Source organism: Anisomitus miae (SeqCode), assembly GCF_054906395.1.
Genome location: NZ_JBRACL010000010.1, coordinates 1 through 24,133, shown reverse-complemented (window position 1 = coordinate 24,133; position 24,133 = coordinate 1). Strand labels below are relative to the sequence as shown.

At 33.1% G+C, this 24,133-nt stretch carries 24 protein-coding genes, 3 tRNA genes and 3 pseudogenes; all 30 read left to right on the top strand.

What is annotated here, in order from left to right; translation table 11 throughout:
- Positions 1-20: 20 nt before the first annotated feature.
- A complete protein-coding gene (locus tag AALI31_RS07345; protein ID WP_489885881.1) occupies positions 21-1,043 on the top strand; it encodes a peptidyl-prolyl cis-trans isomerase in 1,023 nt (340 codons plus the stop codon).
- A 37-nt stretch (positions 1,044-1,080) separates the two neighbouring features.
- Positions 1,081-2,070 (top strand): peptidyl-prolyl cis-trans isomerase, encoded by a 990-nt coding sequence (locus AALI31_RS07340; protein WP_489885880.1) that lies wholly within the window; start codon positions 1,081-1,083, stop codon positions 2,068-2,070.
- A gap of 137 nt (positions 2,071-2,207) precedes the next feature.
- A complete protein-coding gene (gene spoVT, locus AALI31_RS07335) occupies positions 2,208-2,756 on the top strand; it encodes a stage V sporulation protein T (protein WP_489885879.1) in 549 nt (182 codons plus the stop codon).
- Positions 2,757-2,872: 116 nt separating this feature from the next.
- Positions 2,873-4,405: a putative polysaccharide biosynthesis protein gene (locus AALI31_RS07330; RefSeq protein ID WP_489885878.1), complete on the top strand. Its 1,533-nt coding sequence runs from the start codon at positions 2,873-2,875 to the stop codon at positions 4,403-4,405.
- Positions 4,406-4,609: 204 nt separating this feature from the next.
- Positions 4,610-4,885, top strand: a complete 276-nt coding sequence (locus tag AALI31_RS07325) for an HU family DNA-binding protein (RefSeq protein ID WP_489885877.1) — start codon at positions 4,610-4,612, stop codon at positions 4,883-4,885.
- A 47-nt stretch (positions 4,886-4,932) separates the two neighbouring features.
- Positions 4,933-5,172 (top strand): RNA-binding S4 domain-containing protein, encoded by a 240-nt coding sequence (locus AALI31_RS07320; RefSeq protein WP_489885876.1) that lies wholly within the window; start codon positions 4,933-4,935, stop codon positions 5,170-5,172.
- A gap of 67 nt (positions 5,173-5,239) precedes the next feature.
- Positions 5,240-5,536, top strand: coding sequence for a YabP/YqfC family sporulation protein (locus tag AALI31_RS07315; protein ID WP_489885875.1), 297 nt, complete (start codon positions 5,240-5,242; stop codon positions 5,534-5,536).
- The gene (gene yabQ, locus AALI31_RS07310; RefSeq protein WP_489885874.1) at positions 5,536-5,934 is read left to right on the top strand and encodes a spore cortex biosynthesis protein YabQ; all 399 of its coding nucleotides are present in this window, start codon (positions 5,536-5,538) and stop codon (positions 5,932-5,934) included. Before AALI31_RS07315 ends, yabQ begins: the two co-directional genes overlap by 1 nt.
- Before the next feature lie 55 nt (positions 5,935-5,989).
- Positions 5,990-6,280, top strand: a complete 291-nt coding sequence (locus AALI31_RS07305) for a septum formation initiator family protein (RefSeq protein WP_489885873.1) — start codon at positions 5,990-5,992, stop codon at positions 6,278-6,280.
- 27 nt (positions 6,281-6,307) lie between these two features.
- Positions 6,308-6,688: a S1 RNA-binding domain-containing protein gene (locus AALI31_RS07300; RefSeq protein ID WP_489885872.1), complete on the top strand. Its 381-nt coding sequence runs from the start codon at positions 6,308-6,310 to the stop codon at positions 6,686-6,688.
- 53 nt (positions 6,689-6,741) lie between these two features.
- A tRNA-Leu gene (locus AALI31_RS07295) sits at positions 6,742-6,832 on the top strand.
- A gap of 5 nt (positions 6,833-6,837) precedes the next feature.
- Positions 6,838-6,913 (top strand) — tRNA-Met (locus tag AALI31_RS07290).
- Between the two features lie 5 nt (positions 6,914-6,918).
- Positions 6,919-6,995: transfer RNA gene (locus AALI31_RS07285), tRNA-Met, on the top strand.
- A gap of 141 nt (positions 6,996-7,136) precedes the next feature.
- Positions 7,137-9,485, top strand: a complete 2,349-nt coding sequence (locus AALI31_RS07280) for a SpoIIE family protein phosphatase (protein WP_489885871.1) — start codon at positions 7,137-7,139, stop codon at positions 9,483-9,485.
- 100 nt (positions 9,486-9,585) lie between these two features.
- Positions 9,586-11,022 (top strand): tRNA lysidine(34) synthetase TilS, encoded by a 1,437-nt coding sequence (gene tilS / locus AALI31_RS07275; RefSeq protein WP_489885870.1) that lies wholly within the window; start codon positions 9,586-9,588, stop codon positions 11,020-11,022.
- 14 nt (positions 11,023-11,036) lie between these two features.
- Positions 11,037-11,579, top strand: a complete 543-nt coding sequence (hpt, locus tag AALI31_RS07270) for a hypoxanthine phosphoribosyltransferase (RefSeq protein ID WP_489885869.1) — start codon at positions 11,037-11,039, stop codon at positions 11,577-11,579.
- Positions 11,580-11,715: 136 nt separating this feature from the next.
- Positions 11,716-13,521: an ATP-dependent zinc metalloprotease FtsH gene (gene ftsH / locus AALI31_RS07265; RefSeq protein ID WP_489885868.1), complete on the top strand. Its 1,806-nt coding sequence runs from the start codon at positions 11,716-11,718 to the stop codon at positions 13,519-13,521.
- Between the two features lie 68 nt (positions 13,522-13,589).
- Positions 13,590-14,558 carry a tRNA dihydrouridine synthase gene (locus tag AALI31_RS07260; protein WP_489885867.1) on the top strand — a complete coding sequence of 323 codons (969 nt, stop codon included), beginning with the start codon at positions 13,590-13,592 and terminating at the stop codon, positions 14,556-14,558.
- 91 nt (positions 14,559-14,649) lie between these two features.
- A complete protein-coding gene (gene greA / locus AALI31_RS07255; protein ID WP_489885866.1) occupies positions 14,650-15,129 on the top strand; it encodes a transcription elongation factor GreA in 480 nt (159 codons plus the stop codon).
- A 23-nt stretch (positions 15,130-15,152) separates the two neighbouring features.
- A complete protein-coding gene (gene lysS, locus AALI31_RS07250; RefSeq protein WP_489885865.1) occupies positions 15,153-16,652 on the top strand; it encodes a lysine--tRNA ligase in 1,500 nt (499 codons plus the stop codon).
- Positions 16,653-16,882: 230 nt separating this feature from the next.
- Positions 16,883-17,347, top strand: a complete 465-nt coding sequence (locus tag AALI31_RS07245; RefSeq protein ID WP_489885864.1) for a DUF6075 family protein — start codon at positions 16,883-16,885, stop codon at positions 17,345-17,347.
- Positions 17,347-17,520: a hypothetical protein gene (locus tag AALI31_RS07240; protein ID WP_489885863.1), complete on the top strand. Its 174-nt coding sequence runs from the start codon at positions 17,347-17,349 to the stop codon at positions 17,518-17,520. The genes AALI31_RS07245 and AALI31_RS07240 overlap by 1 nt, the downstream gene beginning before the upstream one ends.
- Before the next feature lie 25 nt (positions 17,521-17,545).
- A pseudogene (locus AALI31_RS07235) lies at positions 17,546-18,324 on the top strand (ParA family protein).
- Positions 18,317-19,195 carry a ParB/RepB/Spo0J family partition protein gene (locus tag AALI31_RS07230; RefSeq protein ID WP_489885862.1) on the top strand — a complete coding sequence of 293 codons (879 nt, stop codon included), beginning with the start codon at positions 18,317-18,319 and terminating at the stop codon, positions 19,193-19,195. Before AALI31_RS07235 ends, AALI31_RS07230 begins: the two are co-directional and overlap by 8 nt.
- A 16-nt stretch (positions 19,196-19,211) precedes the next feature.
- Positions 19,212-20,231 carry a DUF6017 domain-containing protein gene (locus AALI31_RS07225; RefSeq protein ID WP_489885861.1) on the top strand — a complete coding sequence of 340 codons (1,020 nt, stop codon included), beginning with the start codon at positions 19,212-19,214 and terminating at the stop codon, positions 20,229-20,231.
- Complete coding sequence (locus AALI31_RS07220; RefSeq protein WP_489885860.1) at positions 20,212-20,538, top strand: DUF6050 family protein; 327 nt, start codon at positions 20,212-20,214, stop codon at positions 20,536-20,538. Before AALI31_RS07225 ends, AALI31_RS07220 begins: the two co-directional genes overlap by 20 nt.
- 17 nt (positions 20,539-20,555) lie before the next feature.
- Positions 20,556-20,813 carry a hypothetical protein gene (locus AALI31_RS07215; protein ID WP_489885859.1) on the top strand — a complete coding sequence of 86 codons (258 nt, stop codon included), beginning with the start codon at positions 20,556-20,558 and terminating at the stop codon, positions 20,811-20,813.
- An 81-nt stretch (positions 20,814-20,894) separates the two neighbouring features.
- On the top strand, positions 20,895-21,368 hold the full coding sequence (locus AALI31_RS07210) for a PcfB family protein (protein ID WP_489885858.1): 474 nt from the start codon (positions 20,895-20,897) through the stop codon (positions 21,366-21,368).
- A 29-nt stretch (positions 21,369-21,397) separates the two neighbouring features.
- Positions 21,398-23,197 (top strand): annotated as a pseudogene (locus AALI31_RS07205) (VirD4-like conjugal transfer protein, CD1115 family); the annotation flags it as partial.
- A gap of 143 nt (positions 23,198-23,340) precedes the next feature.
- Positions 23,341-23,469, top strand: a pseudogene (locus AALI31_RS07200) (Maff2 family mobile element protein); the annotation flags it as partial.
- Positions 23,470-24,133: the final 664 nt, after the last annotated feature.

The window sequence follows — 24,133 nt, the reverse complement described above, 5'->3', positions numbered from 1 at the left end:
AAATTGGAGGATATTTTTATATGAAGTTTAACAGAATATTAGGTAGTATCTCTACGACGTTGTTGATGATTTTTGTGCTGAACTCTTGTAGTATAGTACAGAAGACTGAGGATGCAATAAGAGGAGAAGTTTTGGCAACCTATAGTGAAAGAAAAATCACTCGTGGGGAGGTAGAAGATTATTACAAAGGTTTCGAAGACGCACTTAAGGAAAGGTATGGTGAGGACTATAAAAGTAATAAAGAGTACATAAATCAGCAACTTAAGGCTTTTGCCGAAAATTATGCTCAGAATGCTATATTTATAGAAGAATTTAGTAATAGAGAAATTGCTACTGAAGAAGAGATCAATAAAGAAGTTGATAATATTATTTCTGAAACTAAGCATTTATTTATTGATGATGAAAATGGAACTTTAGATGATGGGCATGGACATAAGATAAATGAGGAAAAATTAAATAAAGAGTTAAAAGCTGCATATTATACTGATATTGAAGATTATAGAGCGAAGCAGATAGATAGGTTGAAAATAGATAAACTCGTTAATGATGTAATAAAAGACGTTTCTGTTAATGAGGAAGAAATAAAGGACTATTATGAAGAAAATAAAGATAGTAAGTATGTTACAAAATCTGGAGCTGTAATGTACCATATTTTGGTTAGTACGGAGGAGGAAGCTTTAAAAGTTAAGGAAAGAATACAGTCAGGTGAAAAGTATGAAGATTTAGCCGCTGAACTTAATTCGGATTCTACTAGTCAAACTGGAGGGAGTCTTGGGTTTGTTGAATACGATAATACAAATTACGATCCAGATTTTTTAGCTGGTGCTAGGAATCTTAAAGAGGGAGAGATATCTGATCCTATAAAGACTCAGTTTGGATATCATGTAATAAAGGTTACTGATATTAAGGAAGAGTCAGTTTATGATGATTTTGATTCGGTTAAATCTAATATAGAGCAGACCATTTTAAATGAGAAAAAGCAAAAATTGGTATCAGAATTTTCTGATAACTTATTTAAGGAGAAAAATCTTAAGATAAACTAAGTTTTAGGATTTTAAATGGTAATGGAGGAAGTATAAAATGAAGCTTAAAAGGATTGTTACATTAGTTTTGCCAATAATAACAGTATTTTTTTTATATTCTTGTTTTAAAGAAGGGAGTTCACATAAGGATCCTGAAGTTGTTGCAAAAATTGAAAAGGAACTTATAAAAAGGGAAGAAGTAGACGAATATTACGATGGTCTTAAAAATGGGTTTATAACACAGTATGGTGAAAATTATAAAGAATCTAGCGATTTTAAACAGCTTTATTTAGATCTTGTTAATCAGTATGTTGAGCAGAAAAGTTTAGTCCAATTGGCGAAAGATAGTGGAGTTTTTGACGAAACGAATATACAGAAAAAAGTTGATGAAGAGTTTGAAAATATGAGATCTGTATTTGAAAGTGAAGAAGCTTTTGTTACGGCTATTGTAAATAGTAGGTTTAAGGATGAAGAAGATTATAAAAGTAAGCTTAAAATTTCATTGATAATAGAAGAGTTAATATCTAAGGAAACTGAAAATTTGAAGATTTCTGATGCTGATATAAAATCTTATTATAATGATAATTCGGACAAATTTGTCAAAGGTCCTGGAGCCGATGTTTATCACATATTTTTAAGTGATGAGAAGACAGCATTAAGTGTTTTAGATGAGTTGGATAATGGTGCTAAGTTTTCTGATCTTGCTCTTACTTATAGCCAGGATGGAAGCTCAAGTGTCGGAGGGTATCTAGGATATCAAGAATTTGAAAGTTCTCAACTTGTTGATGAATTTATGAGTGAAGTAAAGGATATGAAAGAAGGAGAAGTTAGAGGACCAGTAAAAACTCAGTTTGGATATCATATAATACGAGTTGAAAATGTAAACACTAAAGAATGGACTGAAGATTTAGATAGAGTTTCCAAAAATATAGAGGAAACACTAAAGGCAGAGAAAATAAGCAAAGTCATAGATTCTTTGATTGAAAAGGCAAGAGAAAAGTACAATGTAAAAGTTTATAAGGATAATATTTTAGATAAAAAAGAGTAAGTTTGTAATAGTTTGGGTTAGTTCAGTTGATTTTGTTGACTAATCCTCTTTTTTTGTAATTAATGTATAAAATAGTAAAAAGGATAGATAATATTACTGTTAAGTGTGTTATGTGTAGGATTAAGGAGGAAAAAATAATGAAAGCTACAGGTATAGTTAGAAGGATAGATGATTTAGGTAGAGTTGTTATACCTAAAGAAATTAGAAAAACTCTCAGAATAAGGGAGGGGGATCCTCTTGAAATATTTACTGACAGAGATGGTGGAGTTATTCTCAAAAAATATTCTCCTATAGAAGAATTAAGTGATTTTTCTAAGGAGTACGCAGAATCTCTTCAGCAGGCTATAGGTAATATAGTTCTTATTGCTGATAAAGACGAGTTTATTTCTGTTTGTGGAATATCTAAAAAGGAATATTTAGAAAGAAAAATAAGTCATGAATTAGAAGATATACTTGAGAATAGAAAAACAGTTTGTATAACTGAAGAAAATGATATATTGCCTTTGTGTGTTGATGAGAACTTGCAAAATAGGTATTCATCGCAGATAATTTCTCCGATTATTGCAGAGGGTGATGCTATTGGTGCTGTAATAATTTTATCTAGAAAAGGGGAAGAAAAGCTTGGAATTGTAGAACAAAAACTTTCGGAAACAGCAGCATCGTTTTTAGGAAAGCAAATGGAATAGATATCTATACATATAAAGCTATGAACTCATAGCTTTTTTTATTTTTATCCAGAATATTTTTTTATATTGAAAAATAGAATTTAAGCATATGATTATGTTTTGTATTGGGGGGAGCTATGGGGAATAAAATTATAAAATGTACTATTGTGCTTAGTCTAAGCAGTATATTTGCTAAATTTTTAGGAGTATTTTTCAGGTGGCCGTTAGTCATGCTAATAGGTGATGAGGGAATTGGTTACTATCAAATGACCTATCCGCTATACATGTTTTTCGTAGGAATAGTCTCTGGAATGCCTATTACTGTATCTAAGCTTGTATCAGAAAGGATAGCCTATAATGATAAAGAATCAGTTTTATCTATAGTTAATTCTGCATTTAAAATTATGATTTTATTGGGAGTAGGAACAAGTATTGCTTTGTTTTCTCTATCTAGTTACATAATAGAGTTTTTAAAATGGGATTTTAAGGTGTATTGGTCGTTAATTGGAGTATCTATTGCACCTATTAGTGTTTGTATGCTTGGTGTATTTAGAGGATTATTTCAGGGTATGGAAAATATGTTTCCAACGGGAATTTCTCAAATAATTGAGCAAATTACAAGGGTATTATTTGGTGTTTACCTAGCGTTTTTACTTTTTCCCAAGGGAATTGAGTATGCGGCGGGAGGAGCATCAATTGGTGCTTCCATTGGTGGATTCATAGCGTCTATATTCATGATAATAGTATATATAAATTTTAAAAAAAGATATTTTGCGGGAGTGAATATTAGAGAAATTAAAAATAAATATTTTGGTAAAATATTAAAAATTTCTGTACCTTTATCTTTGGGAGCTACGGTTTCTACAATAATGGTTTTAATAGATTCTATTTTGGTACCACAGCTACTTTTAAACGCCGGATACAGCTATAAGCAATCTACTATTTTGTATGGTCAGTTAACGGGTAAAGTTTCAGTACTTACAAATATACCCCTTACATTATCTGTTGCACTCAGTACATCCATTGTACCCGTTTTATCAAAGTTATTCATATTGAATAAGAAACAGGAGTTAAAGGATAAAATATTAATATCTTTCAAGTTATCAAGCTATATTGCATTTCCATGTTTCATAGGACTGTATTTTTTATCAGGACCTATAATGAATGTTGTATTTCCAAATAATTCTGAGGGATTTGATATTTTAAGGTATGCGTCTGTTAGTATACCATTTATAGTTTTTTCCCAAGTATCAACATCAATTTTACAAAGTACAAATAATTACATAAAGCCTGTAATTAACATTTTAATAGGATGTATTTTGAAAATATCTATTACATTATTTTTAACAGGTACACCTAGGTTTAATATATATGGTGCTGTTTTAGCTACTATATTTTCGTATATACTAACAAGTTATTTGAATTTAAGAGACATAAAAAACAAATTAAATGTGAATGTTAGCATATTAGAGGTTGTATTAACACCATTGTTTTGTTCACTTTCCATGATAATAGTAGTGTTAATGAGTTTTGATTATATTTATAAAATACTCGGAGGTATTACGTTTAGCTTAGGAGTGTGTTTATTTATAGGAATAGCAGTGTATATATTGAGTATAGTTATATTAAAAAAACAGGATATAAGTAACATATTTTTATCTATAAAGTAAAAATAGTGAATAATATTTTTAATAAATGTAAGTATAGATTATATATAAATTTTAGACTTGTTAAATAATATTATTGAATATTATTTTTACTTATGATAACATTAGTTAAGTCGATTAAATTTAGTGATTAATCTTGGTTTTATTTGACTGTATGTCTTAGGTTTTGGAACAGTTGAATAAATTAATTTTAAGGAGGATACAAGGTTGAATAAAGCTGAATTGGTTGCGAGTATGTCGCAAAAAAGTGAACTTAGTAAAAAAGATACAGAACTTGCTTTGAATTCATTTATAAAAAGTGTATTTGAAGCTCTGGAGAATGGAGATAAAGTTCAGTTAGTAGGCTTTGGGACTTTTGAGATTAGAGAGAGGGCTGAGAGAGAGGGAAGAAATCCACAGAATAATGAACCTATAAAGATTCCTGCAGCCAAGGTTCCTGTTTTCAAGGCGGGGAAAGAGTTTAAAGAAAGAGTTAATAAGTAAAGATCCGAGATTTTTTCGGATCTTTATTTTTAGTTTTGGAGGAAGTTATGAGATTAGATAAATTCTTAAAGGTATCTAGGATTATAAAAAGGAGATCTATTGCAAAGCATGCTTGTGATTCGAGTAAAGTTTTTATAAATGGTAAATTATCTAAGCCATCTTCTAAGGTTAATGTTGGAGATATTTTAGAAATGAATTTTGGAAATTCAAGTTTTAAGGTTGAAATTTTAAATATAAAAGAACATATTAAGAAAGAGGATGCAGAGAGTATGTATAAGATTATATAATGCGTATGTAATACTTTTTATTAAATATTCATATTATTCTAATATACACGTTTATTGGAGGAATATTATGGATTATAGAAATGATGAATTAACTAAAAAGAGTGACATATTTCTAGAAAATGGTAAAAAAGCAAATATTACTGGAGTTTTGGAAGTGATTTCATTTAATGAAGAAGTAATTTCTCTAGATACTATTTTAAAAAGGCTTGAAATCCTTGGAGACAATCTTAAAATTTGTAAGCTTGATCTTAAAAATGGAGAAATAAGTATTTCGGGAGATATATATGGATGTAAGTATTTAGGAAGTATTAAAAACAAAAAAGATAAAGTAGGGTTACTTAAGAGTTTTTTAGGTAAGAAGTAATGATAGATTTAAGAGAGCAAGTTTTAATTTTAATTTATAGTCTTCTATCTGGAATCATTTTGGGATTTTGTTTTGATATATACAAGGTATTACTCATAGTGATTAATAAAAAATTTATTAAGTTTACGCTTATACTTACATTTTGGATTTTTACTGGTGGAGCTATATTTTATTTCTTGTTGAGTACGCAGCATGCAGTGCTATCTTTTTATACATATTTTTATATATTTGCTGGGACTGTATTTTACTTGAGATTAATTTCAAAAATTAACTTTAATATATTGAGTGCATTAGTACAGTTTGCAATAGTTTATACAAGGGTGATGTTCAGGAATATTTATTATATTTTTTCAAAAATATTGGTAAAAAAACTTAATAAACATATTGAAAAAAACTAAATATATATTAAAATATCTATGAGTTTAGAATTTATAGTGAATTGAGGAGTTATTTTTGATAATTCGTAGAAGAAAGATTTTTTTTGTTAGGAATATCGTAATTCTAATTATATTAATTTATAGTTTGGTGACATTATTAAAAAATGATTTTGATAGATATAATGTTGAAATTGAGTTTATGAAGTTTCAGGACAGATTGAATGATGTAAATCATGAAATTCAGATATTGAGCGATGAATTGAGTTTGTCAAATACAAAAGAGTATTTGGAGGTTTTGGTAAGAGAAAAGTTAGGATATGTGATTGGTGGAGAAAAATCTGTAATAAATACTATAAAATATAACTAAGTTACCTTGAGGAGGAACAAAATTAGAATGGTTTTAATCATAGGAAATGTTTATGAAGGGAAAATAGTAAATGTAACAAATTTTGGAGTATTTGTCGAAATAAATAATAGTATTACTGGATTAGTTCATATATCAGAGATTTCAAATGAGTATGTAAAGGATATAAAGGAATATTTAGGAAATAGAAAGACTGTAAAGGTTAAAGTATTGTCTATAGATCCTGGGGGAAGGGTTGGTTTATCGATTAAACAGGCAGAAGATGTTTCTTTGAGTAATGGTGTTAGAGGGAATGAGTTGAATTTTGAAGATATATTAAGTAAGTACTTAAAAGATAGTGAAGAAAGGATGCAAGATTTTAAAAAGAATCAAGATTTTAGATGTAGGAATGGTAAGAGAAAGTTTGGGTAATATTAAAAAATGTATTGACAAGGTAGGTTACGTAGTTTATACTAAGCAAGTGAGCTGAAGTGGCGAAACTGGCAGACGCACAGGACTTAAAATCCTGCGGTACTCTAAAATACCGTACCGGTTCGATTCCGGTCTTCAGCACCATTTGTCGCGGGATGGAGCAGTTGGCAGCTCGTCGGGCTCATAACCCGAAGGTCGTAGGTTCGAGTCCTGCTCCCGCAACCATTTCTGGCGGAATAGCTCAGTTGGCTAGAGCAATCGGTTCATACCCGGTGTGTCGTAGGTTCGAGTCCTATTTCCGCTACCATTGTTGTGTTTTAATTTTGTATAGCTGTAGGCTATATTTTTTTTGCAAAAAAATATTAATTTATTGTTAAATATAGAAAAAAATATGTAATAGGTGCTATAATAACTTACAAAAAATGTAAGTTATTATAGAGGTGAGCGTGTGATTTACAATAGTAAAATGATAGGGAATGATTTTATAGAGAGTAGTAGAATTGTTCCAGCCCTGAGTATGAAGATGTGTATATACTATTGTTTGTTAGGATTTTTATTTAGTCGAGTAAACTTATTTTTATATATGGCTCCTGTAGGTGTTACGTTTTTTATAACAGTTATTTCCAAAAATGATAGAGTACTGAGTGTATTAGTTGGTATTTGTAGCATATTAGGGTACTTTACAATAGGGCACGCGTTTATTATGTACGATTTGTACGTTATAATAGATTTGATATTAGTTTTATTTTCTCTACTTAGTGTTAAAAAAAATGGAAAAATTGTGAGTTTTATTTTAGTTGGCTTATGCGTTTATTTCTATAAGTACTTTATTGTTAAGTTTTCCGTCTATTCATCTCTATTTTATTTTTTTGTCGAGCTTAGTATCATATTTGCATTATATTTGGTGTTTAGTACATTCATAAGAATTATGGACTTGTTTAATAATAATCGTATATTCACACGTGAGGAAGTGATTTGTTCTATCGTAACGATTTGTTTAGCAATAATGGGATTTAATGGTATTAAAGTATACAATTTGGATTTAGTTAATATTTTACTCTTAGTCTTTGTATTTATAATATCTTATATAAATGGCATATCTATAGGAGCTGTTGCAGCTGTTTTTTCAGGAAGTGTTATCGGAGTGATGTATAGTGAATTTACTCAGTACGTAGCTATATATAGTATTGTTTCTTGCATTTCTTCACTTTTTTATTTATCATCTAGATTTATTATTGCTATTTTCTGTTCTGTGTGTATTTTTATGTTGAATTTTTCGATGATTACTTTTAATTCATTTGGTGAGAATAGATTTTTGATGGAATTTTTTACATCTGTAGTTGTGTTTTTGATATTGCCCAAAAAAATATTAGATAGGTTTTTGATTTGCTTTAATGAGGATTATAAGCGAGAATTTTATACTCGTAAAAGGTTATTTAATACTTTGGATATGCGTATACAGAAGATAAATGATCTTAATGACTTAATAAAACAATTGTCAGATATGATGGTTTCAAACATTGACTTTAGATATAAGATAATGGATAAAAAAATATATATTGAAATCTTGGCTGAAAGTATTTGCAGAAATTGTAAGAGGGTAGGTACATGTTGGAGAGATAATTTTAAGTTAATTAGTGATGAATTATTTGTGAGTCTTGAAAACTTTATACAAGGAAATAAGAAAATCACAGAGTATGTAGATGAGGTGTGTGTAAATAAGGAAGGTATAAATAGTGAACTCACTAAGATAGCTAAATTCCATAATATGCAGGAGGTTTATGAAGAAAAAATACGTGATACTCAAGATATTTTGTCTAACGAACTCAGTAATATTTATAGTGTGATTGACCAAGGTATAAAAGAAGTAAGAAAGGATATAGTAGTTAAAGTCGATTATGAGAAAAGTATAATAAGTAGTTTTAATAAATTTAAAATTAGATATACTGATTTTTTGTGTTACGATGAAAATGGTAGAGTAAAGCTTAAAGTTATAATACCAATTAAGGTTTATGATGAATGCAGGTTGGATATATTAGAAATTATAAACATTTCTCTACCAACTGGGGTTATGTTTCAAGAGGGTAACTCTAAGTATATGAATTCTAATAACGAGATGGTTCTAGATTATGTTGAAAGGTATGATTATAAACTAGTGTCCCATTGTTTGCAGTTATCAAAAAGTGATAAAAATGGTGATAATTATATGATTATACAAAATAGTAATGATAGTTACGTAATAATTTTAAGTGATGGCATTGGATCTGGGGTTAATGCTCATGACAAAAGTAAATTTACAGTAGATCTAATATATAAATTTATGCACACTAGTTTGGATTTATCTTCGTGTATACGAGAAATAATATCTATCATATCTCTCAAATTTTTTAAAGATGAATCTGTTTCTACCATAGATTTTTCTAGTATAAACCTATATTCAGGGAAGATGAGGTATTTAAAATTCTCCTCAGTTGTTACATACGTGAAAAGAGGAAAGGATGTTTTCATTCTTGAAAATGAAAAGTATGTATTTGATAGTATTGATGATAATGATTTTGTAATTGGAGAATTCGAGTTAGAATATGGAGATATTATAGTGCATTTAACAGATGGTCTTATACATTTCAGGGACTTATCTAATAAAGCATGGCTTTATAATTTTTTAAAAAGAATAGATTCTTTATCGCCAGATAAGTTATGTGAAGATATTATACAGGAGTTTAAAATTTTAACTAATGGCTGTTATCAGGATGATGTTACTGTTATTGTTTCTAAGGTATATAAAAATTTCGCTTAGTTAAGGTTCTTTTGATTAATTTCAAAAGGACCTTTTTCATTTTAACAAAATGTATTATAATTGATAATCAAGTTTAGATTAATATTTTTGGAGAATTGTAATGAATGATATTTTTAATAGAGTTAGGAAGTTTATAATTCAGGGTAACTTGATTTTAGAAAACGATATTGTTGGTTGTGCTATATCTGGGGGTTCTGATTCAATTTTTATGACAGTTGTATTAAATGAAATATCTAAGAACATGAATTTTAAAATAATTGGAATTCACGTTAACCATATGTTAAGAGGTAAGAGATCATATGAAGATGAAAACTTTGTGGTAGACTTTTGTAAAAATATTAATATTGATTGCAGGGTTTATAGAAAAGATGTAAATCAATATAGCAAAGATAATAAAATTTCTTTAGAAATGGCCGGTCGAGAGATAAGGTATGAAATTTTTAAGAAATTGAAAGAAGATAAAGTTATAACAAAATGTTCCTTGGGTCACCATGCAGATGACGATGTAGAGACTATTATTATGAGAATTTTTAAAGGTACTGGATTAAAGGGAATGGAGGGTATTAAGGAGATAAGGGATAATTTTTACATAAGGCCTATTCTATTTTTGAGGAAAACTTTAGAAATCGAGCCATTTCTAAAGAGTAATAATATAAACTTTATGTTGGATGAGTCAAATCTTAATGATTATCATTTAAGAAATAAAGTAAGATTATCTGTGTTGCCTTATATGAATCAAAAGTTTTCGATGGATGTTGTAGGTAGTGTATTATCATTGAAAGAAATGTGCAAGTACGATAATGATTTTTTTGAAGGACTAGTTAACAAATATGTTCTAGAATATGTTGAAATTTTTGAAGATAAGGTTTTTGTTTGTAAAAAGTGCTTTGATTTGCACGAAGCACTTCTCTACAGAGTAATTAAAAAAGCTATACAACCACTTATTAGGGGAACAAATGTTATTGGATTAAAAAGTATAAAATATATCTGCAGCATTTCAAATAAGAAGCAGGGTAAGAGGATACAAATTAGGAAAGATTTATTTTGTATAAACAAACAGGATTATTTATTGTTTTCGAAGAATTTGGAACAAGAAGCAACTATTATTAAGTTTTGCTTTCAGGAATTATTGAATGAAAAGGATATTTATGATTTGAAAAATCGGATACAAGATAAGTTTGTGAAGGAGATAAATTTTTTAAATAAGAAATTAAAGATAATTATTGTTACTGAAAATGGTTTTATCAAAGATAAATATAAAGAAACTAATAGTAAGTATTTTAGTTTAGATAATGTGGAAAATAGTGTTTGTATTAGAAATAGAAGGTATGGAGATGTTTTTAAACCGTTTGGGATGAAGAACAATAAGAAGTTAAAAGATTTTTTGATAAATAATAAAGCAAGAAATAAGAATGAAATACCTTTGATTTGTTTTGATAATAATATAGCTTGGGTAGTTGGGTTTAGAAATAGTGACGACTATAGGGTCTTGGAAGATAGTAAACTCATAGTTAAAATAGAGTTGCATTCTTTATAGGAAAGGTTTCGATTATGAATATAGATATTAAGAAAATTTTGATAAATGAAGATGAGATACAAAATAAGGTTAAGGAGCTTGCAAGTAGAATAAATTTGGATTATAAAGGTAGAGAGTTATTGTTATTATGCATATTAAAAGGCTCAGTTATGTTCATGGGTGACTTAATGAAGTACGTGAACGTAAAGTCTGATATTGAGTTTATGAGTATTTCATCCTATGGAAATTCAGTAGTTAGTAGTGGGAGTATAAGAATACTTAAAGATTTAGATATGTCTGTAGATGGAAGAGATATATTAATTGTTGAAGATATAATTGATACAGGAATAACGTTAAACTACTTATGTAATTATTTGAGAGGAAAGAATGCTAAAAGTATTGAAATTGTTACTTTATTGGATAAACCTTCAGGGAGAAAATTAGAACTAGAAGCTAAATATGTGGGATTTGAAGTAGGAAATGAATTTGTAATTGGATATGGATTGGATTATGCAGAAAAATATAGAAATTTACCTTATATAGGTATTTTGAATGAAAGCGTGTATAGACAGTATTAAAAATGGTAATATTTTATAGTGAATTTAATTGAGAATAAATAAAATTAAATAATGATGTTAAGTTGCTTGTTTAATAAAAATTGATATGATAAAATCTTATGGTACTTATTTAAGTAAAGGGAGGGGGGTTATATTAATGAAGAGAAGTTTTTCAAACATAACAGCTTGGATAGTTATCATAGTTATGATTTTTATAGTCGCACTTTTCTACTTTGAGTCTACTAGAACAGAAAGGACAATACCGTATAGTAGTTTCGAACAGTATTGGATAAATAATGAAGTACAAAGTGTTACAATAAGTGAGGGAAGTTTAGCTATAGAAGGAACTTTAAAAAATAGAGAGCAATTCGTAACGGTTGTTCCTCAAAATAGATTAAATATATTGTTTGATAAGTATCCCAAAAATGGGGATGTTATTGAGACTTATAAGGAGCAAAGTAATGTTTTTGCTTGGTTGCAATTTGTACCATCTTTAATAATTATAGTTATGTCTTTAGGGTTATGGTTTCTGTTTATGCAACAATCCCAAGGTGGAGGAAACGGAAGAGGGGTTATGAGTTTTGGTAAGAGTAGAGCTAGGATGGCTACTCAGGATACTAAAAAAGTAACTTTTAAGGATGTGGCTGGAGCTAAAGAAGAGAAAGAGGAATTAGAGGAGATTGTGGATTTTCTAAGACATCCAAGGAAATATATAGAAATGGGGGCTAGGATTCCTAAGGGTGTACTACTGTTTGGACCTCCTGGAACAGGTAAAACTCTGTTGGCTAAAGCTGTAGCTGGTGAAGCGGGTGTTCCTTTTTTTAGTATATCTGGTTCAGATTTTGTCGAGATGTTTGTGGGAGTGGGTGCTTCTAGAGTAAGAGATTTGTTTGATCAGGCTAAGAAAAATTCTCCATGTATTATCTTTATAGATGAGATAGATGCTGTAGGAAGGCATAGGGGAGCTGGACTTGGCGGAGGACATGATGAGAGAGAGCAAACACTTAATCAATTGCTGGTTGAAATGGATGGTTTTGGAGTAAATGAGGGTATAATAATAATAGCAGCTACAAATAGACCAGATATATTAGATCCAGCATTATTGAGACCTGGAAGATTTGATAGAGAGATAATAGTGGGTGCTCCAGATGTTAAAGGCAGGGAAGAAATTTTGAAGATACATGTTAAAAATAAGCCACTGTCTGAGGAAGTTAAGCTTGATGTACTTGCTAAGAGAACGCCAGGATTTACTGGAGCAGACTTGGAGAATTTGACTAATGAAGCATCGCTTTTGGCTGTTAGGAGAGATAAAAAATTTATTTCTATGGGTGAAATGGAAGAGGCTATAACTAGGGTTATAGCTGGTCCTGAAAAGAGAAGTAAGATGAGGACGGAAAAAACTAATAGATTGACTGCTTACCATGAGGCAGGTCATGCTGTGGTGTCTAGATTACTTGATAAATACGATAAAGTACATGAGATTAGTATAATACCTAGAGGTATGGCTGGAGGGTATACAATGCATTTGCCAGATGAGGATAAGGATTATATTTCTAAGTCTGATTTAGAGAATGATATGGTTACTCTTCTAGGTGGCAGAGTTGCTGAGAAGTTAGTTTTAGGAGATATTAGTACGGGAGCAAAAAATGATATAGATAGGGTTAGCAGTATTGCGAGGAAAATGGTTATGGAATATGGAATGAGCGAAGAAATAGGAACTATTTCTTTTGGTGGAGACAATGAGGTATTTTTAGGAAGAGACTTTACCAAAAGTAGAAATTTTTCAGAGGAGTTAGGTTCTAGGATTGATAAAGAAGTGAAGAGAATAGTTGATAAGGCGTATAATATTACTCAAAAATTGTTGTCTGATAATATGCCAAAGCTTCATGCGGTTGCAAGTGCTCTTTTGGAAAAGGAAAAGCTTGATTCGGAAGAGTTTGAAGAGTTATTTAAAAATTCTTGATGTAGAGAGTTTTAGATTTTAATATCTAAAACTCTCTTAATATTTTAAATTGAATTTAGGAGATAAATATGTTATATCGTAAATTTAAAAGTAGATTTGTTTTATCACCTATGGCTGGTATTAATAATATTGCATTTCGTGAAATGTGTTCAAAATTTCATGATGGTATTAATTTTTCTGAAATGGTCAGTTCAACAGCATTATTTTTTAAAAGTACTAAAACAGAAGATATTTTTAAAAAAGGTAAATACGAGGATAAAGTTGGAGTACAAATTTTTGGAAATAATGTAGAACATATGGTTTATGCTGCAGAAGTTATTTCAGATTTAGAATATGTACATGTTCTAGATATAAATATGGGATGCCCTGCTTCTAAGATAATAAAAAATAGAGAAGGTTCTGCATTAACTCTCGATTTAAATAAAGTTGATAAGATTACATATGAAATGAGAAAGGTTGTAAGAAAACCTCTATCCGTAAAAATTAGAATAGGATATTATGAAAATGTTATAAATTGTTTTGATGTTATAGAAATTTTAGAAAATAATGGTATTGATTTTGTTACAATACATGGTAGGTTTGCAAAGCAAATGTATAAGGGTAATGCGAACTGGGAAGTAATAAAGGAAGCTAATGAACGTTTCTCTATACCTATAGTTGCAAATGGAGATATATTTAATTTCGATGATGGGTTTAATATTTTGGATAATACTGGATGTGAATTTGGAGCTGTTGCTAGAGGAGCACAAGGAAGACCGTGGATATTTGAGGATTTAAATTCTTACTTAGAATGTAAAATAAAAAACTTAGATTATGTACCAAAAGTTAGAGGACATAGGTTTATTGTTGATAATTTAATTGAACACTATAGAAAATTTTTAGAGTATGATGAGCAGAGATGTGTTTTAGAAATGAGAAAGCATATAGGATGGTATATAAGAGGACTAGAGAGATCTTCCGATATTAAGAGAAGGTTATATACAATGCTTAATCCTGATGAAGTCTTAGATTTACTTGAGGATTATAAAAATTTATAGATTACATTGACATACAACTTGAGTGTATTCTATAATTATCAAATAGTTTTTTATTAGTAATTTTCTATGTTTAAAGGAGAAAGAATATTTTATGGGAGAAAAAAAATACTTGGTTACCAATGATGGTTTGCGTAAATTGGAAGAAGAGCTTGAGTATTTAAAAACTGTTAAAAGAAGAGAAGTTACAGAAAAAATAAAAATAGCTAGGGGATATGGTGATTTAAGCGAAAATTCAGAGTATGATGAGGCTAAGAATGAGCAAGCTTTTTTAGAAGGACGTATAGCAGAGATTGAAAATAAGTTGAAGAATATTGAGCTTATAGATGAAAATGAAATCTCTACAGATGTTGTGTCAATTGGATCTACGGTTACACTTTATGATTTCGAATTCGATGAAAATGTTACATACACTATAGTTGGTTCTACGGAAGCCGATTCATTTGAAAATAAAATATCAAATGAGTCACCAGTTGGTGCAGGTCTCATAGGTAAAAAAGTTGATGATGAGTTTACAGTCAATACCCCAGATGGAAATTGTAGATATAGAATTGTAGATATACAAAGGAAATAAGGATAACTTTAAGGAGATTATTTATGGAATTTAATGAAAGTTGTAGGCGGTTTAGTGAGCAAGAGTTAGTTCGTAGAAAAAAATTACAGGATCTTCAAGCCCAAGGGAATAGTCCGTTTGATATATATAAAGTTTGTGTAACAGATTATTCTAGGGACATAATAGAGAATTTTGAAAAGTTTGAAGGTAAGAAAGTAAAATTATCAGGTCGGATTATGGCAAAAAGAGGTCAAGGTAAAGCGGGTTTTTTAACTATTCAAGACTGTAAAGGGCAGATACAAATTTTTGTTAAAGTTGATATATTGGGTAAAGAAAAGCTAGAGATTGTTTTTTCATATGATATTGGAGATATAGTTTGTATTGAAGGTGAGGTATTTAAAACGAAAGTTGGCGAAGTTACTGTACGCGTTTTAAGTATAGATCTTATTTCTAAGTCTTTGAGAGTCTTGCCGGAGAAGTTTCATGGTGTAACAGATATTGACTTAAGATATAGGCATAGGGAAATAGATATCATAATGAATAGACATGTAAGGGATGTTTTTCTGAAGAGGAGTAGGATAATATCCGAAATAAGAAAATTTTTAGATGAGAGAAATTATTTAGAAGTAGAGACCCCTATACTTTCCTCTATAGCCGGTGGTGCTGCCGCTAGGCCTTTCATTACCCATCATAATACTCTTGATGTAAGTATGTATTTAAGGATAGCTACGGAGTTACATTTGAAGAGATTGATTGTCGCAGGGTTTGATAAAGTCTATGAAATTGGTAAAAACTTTAGGAATGAAGGAATTGATATAAAGCATAATCCTGAGTTTACAATGATAGAACTTTATGAGGCGTATTCAGATTACAATGATATGATGGTGTTAACTGAAAATATGATCTCTCAGGTTTGTAAAGTTGTGTGTGGAAGTATGAAAATCGATTATCAGGGTACAGAAATTGATTTTACTCCCCCATGGAAAAGGATAACTATGATTGATGCTGTTAAGGAATATACGGAAATAGATTTTGGAAATTTGAGTTTAGATGATGCATTTAATATTTCTCGCAATCACGCTCTCGAATTTAAGAAGCAATTAAAGGATTGTACAAAAGGAGAAATTTTAAATGCTATGTTTGAAAAATATGTTGAAGATAAATTAATCCAGCCTACCTTTATTTTAGATTATCCGGCAGATATATCTCCTTTGACTAAGGTGAAAAGAGGAAATGAGGAATTTACAGAGAGGTTTGAAGGGTTTGTATATGGGCGTGAAATATGTAATGCTTATTCTGAGTTAAACGATCCTATAGTTCAAAGAAGTAGATTTTTGAAACAAGAAATGGACAGAGAGCTTGGAGACGATGAGGCTTATACTATTGATGAGGACTTTATGTACGCATTAGAGTACGGAATGCCTCCTACAGGTGGGCTTGGTATAGGAATAGATAGAGTTGTAATGTTTCTTACGAATTCTTACTCTATACGTGATGTAATATTGTTCCCGACAATGAAGTCGTTGGATAAAAAAGACCAGTAAAATCAAGGGTTTGCGGTGTTGAAAACAAAAAATGACATCAATTTGACATCAAATTATTATTGTTTGGTGGACTAATATGGACTAAAAAGGTACGTTCTAGCGATTTGAACCTTTCAAAACTAAATAGTTAAATGCTATTAAAGGACATTTTCCAAAATTAAGGAAAGTGTCCTTTTTCTGTTGTTATGGTTATGCAAAAAAGCAGAGTTTAATACAAGGAGGATTCAAACATGAACAGTACAGCATTAGGAGCAAAAAAAGAAAACATTAACTTTATCAGTGAAGCACATGAGAAATTCTACTATGAAAAACTTCAGAAAGTCACAGAAGCAGATGTATATCACAAGGCACTTTGCTATTGCCTTGGAATGAACGAGGATACACGAAGAAATGTGGATAAAATTTATAACTTTAAGACTGGTTGTGTAAAAACGGAGTGCCTGCATGAGGGCTGGCAGACCAGTGGAAGTGCAAAGGTTGTCAGAATGGCATTTAATCTGTATTGCAATGGTACACCGAGCGTGGATGATGAACAGGATGCAGAGGAGCAGATGGATGAGTGTCGGAGATATTCAGTAGAGGATTTGTTTTGCTGTTGCTATGCACCATATTTCTGGCAAGCAATACAGATTCGGTATCCGGAGTATGCAACATACAATAAAAACTTGTATGCGATGTTTGGAGGAAATGATTGATGTTAAAGATTCGATTGATGGGAACAAGGAATGATATTACATGGTTTAAGAAAATCATGCAGAGACACCCAAAGGTAGAGGTTGTGGAAATGTCAGACCTCTATCCGAACAAGGGGACAGATAAATATTACAGATCATATGTAGAAGTAAAAAAGAGCAATGTAAAAGAATAATAGTAGAATTTGGAGGAATTTCATCATGTGTAAAGTTATAGTAATCGGAAACCAGAAAGGTGGAGTTGGAAAGACCACCACAACGAGCAATTTAGGTATTGGACTTGCAAAAAAGGGAAAAAAGGTACTTCTGATTGATGCAGATGCACAGGGGAGCCTGACAGCAAGTTTAGGCTTTCAGGAGCCGGATAAACTGGATGTATCTCTTGCAACCATTATGGCGAATATCATCAATGAAGAAGATATGGAGCCGGATTATGGCATCCTAAAGCACGACGAGGGTGTAGACCTTATGCCCGGCAATATAGAGTTGTCGGGATTGGAAGTATCACTGGTAAATGTCATGAGCAGGGAGCTTGTGCTTCGGACTTATATAGAACAGCAGAAAGAAAGGTATGATTACATTCTGATTGATTGTATGCCTTCCCTTGGCATGATTACCATAAATGCTTTTGCAAGTGCCGACAGCATCCTTATTCCGGTGCAGGCAGCATATCTGCCAGTAAAAGGTCTGGAACAGCTTATAAAGACCATAGGAAAGGTAAAAAGGCAGATCAATCCAAAATTGGAGATTGAAGGTATTCTGCTTACTATGGTTGATAACAGAACGAATTATGCAAAAGACATCATTGCATTGGTTGTGGAGAATTATGGTAGCAAGGTAGGAATATAAACAGTATTCCGATGTCGGTAAGAGCTGCGGAGATTTCTGCTGAAGGTGTCAGCATTTATGAGCATGATCCAAATGGAAAAGTAGCGAGTGCCTATCAGTCATTGACAGATGAGGTGCTTGCAGATGAATAAAACAGGAAGTGCCGCAAAGGTAAAACTGAACAGCTTCGATGATTTATTCGGAGATGGACAGCCACAGGCAGGAATAGAGCAGGTACAGGAAATTGCATTATCAGAACTGCATGAGTTCAAAGGTCACCCATTTAAGGTACTGGACGATGAAAAGATGCAGGAAACTTTGGAGAGTGTCAGAGAGCATGGTGTGTTGATGCCGGGCATTGCAAGACCAAGAGCTGAGGGCGGCTATGAAATTATTGCAGGACATCGCAGGAGACATGCGTGTGAACTGGTAGGACTTGAAACGATGCCGATGTTTATCCGTAATTATACGGATGATGAAGCCACGATTATTATGGTGGACAGCAATATCCAAAGAGAAGATATTCTTCCAAGCGAAAAAGCAAAGGCATACCGCATGAAATATGATGCTATGAAGCATCAGGGAAGAAGGACAGGCGGACTTACACTTGAAGAACTAGGAGAAACCGTAGGGGAAAGTGCAAAGACTGTCCAAAGGTATATATGGATTTCACGATTATCAGAACCGTTGCTTGATATGGTGGATTTGGGAAAGATAGGTATTATGCAGGCTGTGGACATCTCATTTTTATCCCAGGATGCACAGCAATGGGTATTGGTTGCCATACAGGACACCAATGCTGTCATAAGCAAACAGCAGAGTGCCATGTTAAAGGAAAGTGATAAAAGGGGAGAACTGACTTTCCCAATGGTGCGTATGCTTCTAGAGAAAGAAAAGCCTGTGGAGCGTAAGGTTGTCATAAAAAATGACCGCATTAACAGTTATTTTCCGGATACATATAGCACAGAAGATATAGAAAAAATAATATTTCAGCTATTGGATAACTGGAAGAATACGCAGTAGGAAGGAGGAAACGAGAATGGGAGAAATTTTGCAGCTAGATTATTATTACGGAATAGAAGCGGAACAGTTCTCATTCTATCGTGTTCCACGCCTGCTGATAAAGGACGAGCGTTATAGGGGACTTAGCAGTGATGCTAAGCTCCTCTATGGCTTAATGCTTGATAGAATGTCTCTTTCTATGAAGAATGGCTGGCTGGATGATAAGAACAGGGCATACATTATTTATACGATAGACAATATCATGGATGACTTGGGTTGTTCCAAGCCTACATGCATAAAAATCATAAAGGAACTGGATTCGGATTCTGGAATTGGTCTGATTGAGAAAGTACGCAGAGGATTAGGAAAGCCGGATATAATTTATGTGAAAAATTTTTCGACAATAGCAGAAACACAAGAAGAAAAAATGCCCAAAAATGCAGATAAATCCACAGAAGTAAAAAATCTTTACTTCAAGAAGGAAAAGAATTTTACCTCTGGAAGTAAAAAAATTGAACCTCAAGAGGTAAAAGAATTTGCCCCTAATTATACTAACTATAATCAGACTTATATGAATCAGACTAATTATAACCAGACTGAGGAGAGTTATAACAATCGCATCAATCAATCTGTGACAGAAAAGTTACAAGATGATGTGATTGATGCGATGGATGATGCACAGGGGTACATAGAGCTGATTAGAGAGAATATCAATTATGATCATCACATGAAGTATGATGGTTATGGGGAAAAAGAACTTTATGACGAATTGTTCGGGATAATCTGTGAAGTGGCATGTGTAAAGAGAAAATCTATCCGGGTTGCAGGGGAGGACTATCCGTATGAACTCGTAAAATCCAGATTTTTGAAACTGAATAGCAGTCATCTTGAGTATGTGATTGGCTGCATGAAAGAGACAACAACGAAGATAACCAATATCAAGTCGTATATGATTACGGCACTTTATAATGCACCGTCTACGATAAATCATTTCTATCAGCAGGAAGTGCAGCATGACATGTATGGAGGAGGATGGCATGAAAAGGGTATTGTTTAAGGTGATTTTGTCAATGGCATTTATAGTGATCTGGTTGGATATGTGTTACTGGATATGTATGGGAGAAAACGGCATGAACTGGTTTCAGTTTTGGATTATGGGTGGCTTTCCTTTCGGCATACAAAAGATGCTTGTATTGCTGATACCTCGTAATTTTGGAATTGCAGGGAGTATTGGAGTGTTGGCACTTGACGCAGTCATAGGCGGCATGATCGGAGTGATTGTCCTTATAATGAAAATCATTGCAATCATACGAGAAGTAATCAATATCATAATGGAACTTGCAGGAAAGAGAATTCCTTGCTGAACAGGAGCAGGTATGAAATGAAAAGTTTTGTATCTGCTTGTTTTATAACTTCTGGTCACAGCGTCCAGAAGTGGAAAGGAAAAGAAATGAACAGAAAAAATATGAAGAAATTACTGTTTGCTGCTATTGCTGTGTTAATTGTGGAAAAGGTGGTACGAGACATTAAAAATGCAAAAAAGCAGAAAGAAAATATCCCTGCTGATACACTCGATGATTTCTATGAGGAAGAAATGAACTGGTGGGATAAAGACCTTGAGGAGGGGGTGGAGCAGTAAGTATGGCAATGAAAACACAGCTCCACAGGCTGTTTGTTCCACCCTGAATCCGACCGGTGCAGATAAGGAAGGAGGTACACCGTGCAGGAGGAAACAACACAGAAAACCATTGCTCTTGCAATCAAGACTTCCAAGCTGACCGCAAGCGTTTTACAGAAGGCAATGAAGATGTATCTGGAGCATCAGAGGCATAAGCAGCCTTCGCATGGAAAGATTCCAGTAAAGAAGCTGGTCGGTCAGGGAGAGGGTGCAAAGTCCATTGAGGTTACGGATAGCAATATAAAATCCTTTGAGCGTGTCGCAAGGAAATACAATGTCGATTTCGCAGTAAAAAGGGATAAGACCACGGAACCACCCAGGTATCTTGTATTTTTCAAGGGCAAAGATGCTGATGTGATTGCACAGGCATTCAAGGAATTTGTAAAAGTTAATGAGAAAAAACAGCAGCGTCCGTCACTCAGACAGAAACTGAAAGGACTTCAGAAGATTGTTGCACAGAATAAAAATAAGGAGCGCAGCAGAGAGAAAAATAAGGACAGGGGACAGAGCTTATAAGCAAGGTCATTGACGGGATTGTGAAAGATTTGCAGTCAATTCCGAAAACTCTCAAAGAAAAAACAAAAGGGGTAAATAAAAAGCAGCTTGCCCTGAAATGCGCTCCCTATGTGATCTTCGGGTATGTTCTGAATAAGGTTTCATGGCTGTATGGACAGCAGGCAGATGATAACACCTTACAGAAGGTGTTGGACACAATCAATGGGATTGGAGGTGCGTTCCATAATCCGCTACCAAGTTTTCTGCCGAGGGATTTACTGGTAGGAGTGGGATGCGGAATAGGATTTCGTATGGTAGTTTATTATAAAGCGAAAAATGCAAAGAAATTTCGGCAGGGAGTGGAGTACGATTCGGCAAGGTGGGGAACTGCCAAAGATATTGAATCGTATGTTGATCCAGTATTTGAGAACAACGTGCTATTAACTGCAACGGAGAGACTTATGATGTCGGGCAGACCAAAACAGCCGAAGTATGCGAGAAATAAAAATATTCTTGTAATCGGTGGTTCCGGTTCCGGCAAGACCAGATTTTTTGTGAAGCCGAACCTTATGCAGATGCACAGTTCCTACGTTGTGACTGATCCCAAAGGCACAGTCCTCGTGGAATGTGGCAAAATGCTGTCCAAGAATGATTACCGGATCAAGGTGCTGAATACCATTAACTTTGCAAAATCAATGCATTACAATCCTTTCGCTTATATCCGTAGCGAAAAGGATATTCTGAAACTCGTAAACACAATCATTGTAAATACCAAAGGGGAAGGACAGCAAGCCTCTGAGGATTTCTGGGTGAAAGCGGAAAAGCTCTATTATACAGCCCTGATCGCATATATCTGGTACGAAGCACCGGAGGAGGAACAGAATTTTTCCATGCTGATTGATCTGGTGGATGCCAGTGAAGCAAGGGAAGATAATGAGAATTTCAAAAATGCGGTTGACTTGCTGTTTGAGGAGCTGGAAAAGGAGAACCCGAACCACTTTGCGGTCAGACAGTATAAAAAATACAAGCTGGCGGCGGGAAAGACAGCAAAATCAATTCTGATTAGCTGTGGTGCGAGGTTGGCACCATTTGATATTAAGGAGCTGCGTGACCTGACTTCTTATGATGAACTGGAGCTTGATACTCTGGGAGAGAAAAAGACAGCATTGTTTGTCATTATCTCAGATACCGATGCGACATTCAATTTCATTGTAAGTATCATGTATTCGCAGTTATTCAATCTGCTCTGTGACAAGGCAGATGATGTATATAACGGGAGGCTGCCGATTCACGTCCGGTGCCTTTTGGACGAGTTTGCGAACATCGGGCAGATTCCACAGTTTGAGAAGCTGATTGCTACTATCCGTAGCAGGGAAATATCAGCTTCTATTATTTTACAGTCAAAGTCACAGCTCAAGGCTCTGTACCGGGACAACGCTTCCACGATTGAAGGAAACTGCGACACTACCCTGTTTCTGGGAGGAAAAGAGAAAGATACTCTGAAAGATCTGGCAGAAATCCTTGGAAAAGAAACGATTGACCTTTACAATATCTCAGATACGAGAGGTACGAGCCAGTCCTATGGTCTGAATTATCAAAAGACCGGAAAGGAGTTAATAAGTCAGGACGAGATTGCGGTCATGGATGGCAGCAAATGTATCATGCAGCTTAGAGGTGTGAGACCATTTTTCTCAGATAAGTTTGATATAACGAAGCATAAGCAGTACCCGCTGTTATCCGATTATGACAAAAAGAATGAATTTGACATTGAAAAATACGTTAAAAACCTTAACAAGCTGCGGTTCAAGCAGAATGATGTGGTCGATGAGGTATGCGATGTCGGAGAAATTGCTGAGTCACTTCTGGTCACAATGTCCAGAAGTGACTTTACAACTAAATATTGGAACTATTGTTATGGGAGTTTTTCTGAAAAATCACAAATCAGAACATCTCCCTTTTTTATTTCATTTTTCAAGAAAAAGGAGACAAACAAATGGGATTTTTTACAACATCAGTAACAGGACTTAAAACAGTAGTAACCGCAATCGGAGCAGGTGTAGGCGTGTGGGGAGTTATCAATCTTCTCGAAGGATATGGAAACGATAATCCCGGGGCAAATGCTCATGTACGGTAAGGAAGCAAGCAACCGAAAACAAGAGATAGACCGCCAGCACTACACTATTCCGAACCAAAGACCAAAAGATAAGCATTGTGGGAAAATCTAAACTTTTGGATTTTCCTACAATGCCGACTACGGCGGAATCCTTCCCACTCCTTATATCTTTATTTCCGTATACATTGAATTTGTATTTAGTAAATGCTATAATGTCCCTATTCAAATTATAAATGTGTTGAATTAGTTACATGTACATATTTTTTGTGCCGCATAAATACCCTGTTGAGGTTGTCGTTCTTTGTCCAGATGTGGAAACAATAAAAGGAAGGGAACGATACAGGGAGAAAACAGGCTATTCCGGCTTTACGGTTGAAACCTTATACGATACATTTATGCAGACAACACCACGGATCGGCTTTTGGCTGGACAATTCCAACCAAACACCACAGCAGACAGCAGAAACCATTCTGAACGCCAGAAAGTCGGTATGATTGTTACATATAAGGGGAAGAAAAATTTCTTTTAGGTACTTGCTTTCCTAAAACTAATGTGATATAATAGCATCATTCCAAAAAAGGAGTAAAAAATATGCGGCAAGGTATTCTTAAATAAAACTATAATCAAATAGTGGGAACAAAGGATTATGATAGTCCCTTTTGTTTTTTCTTTG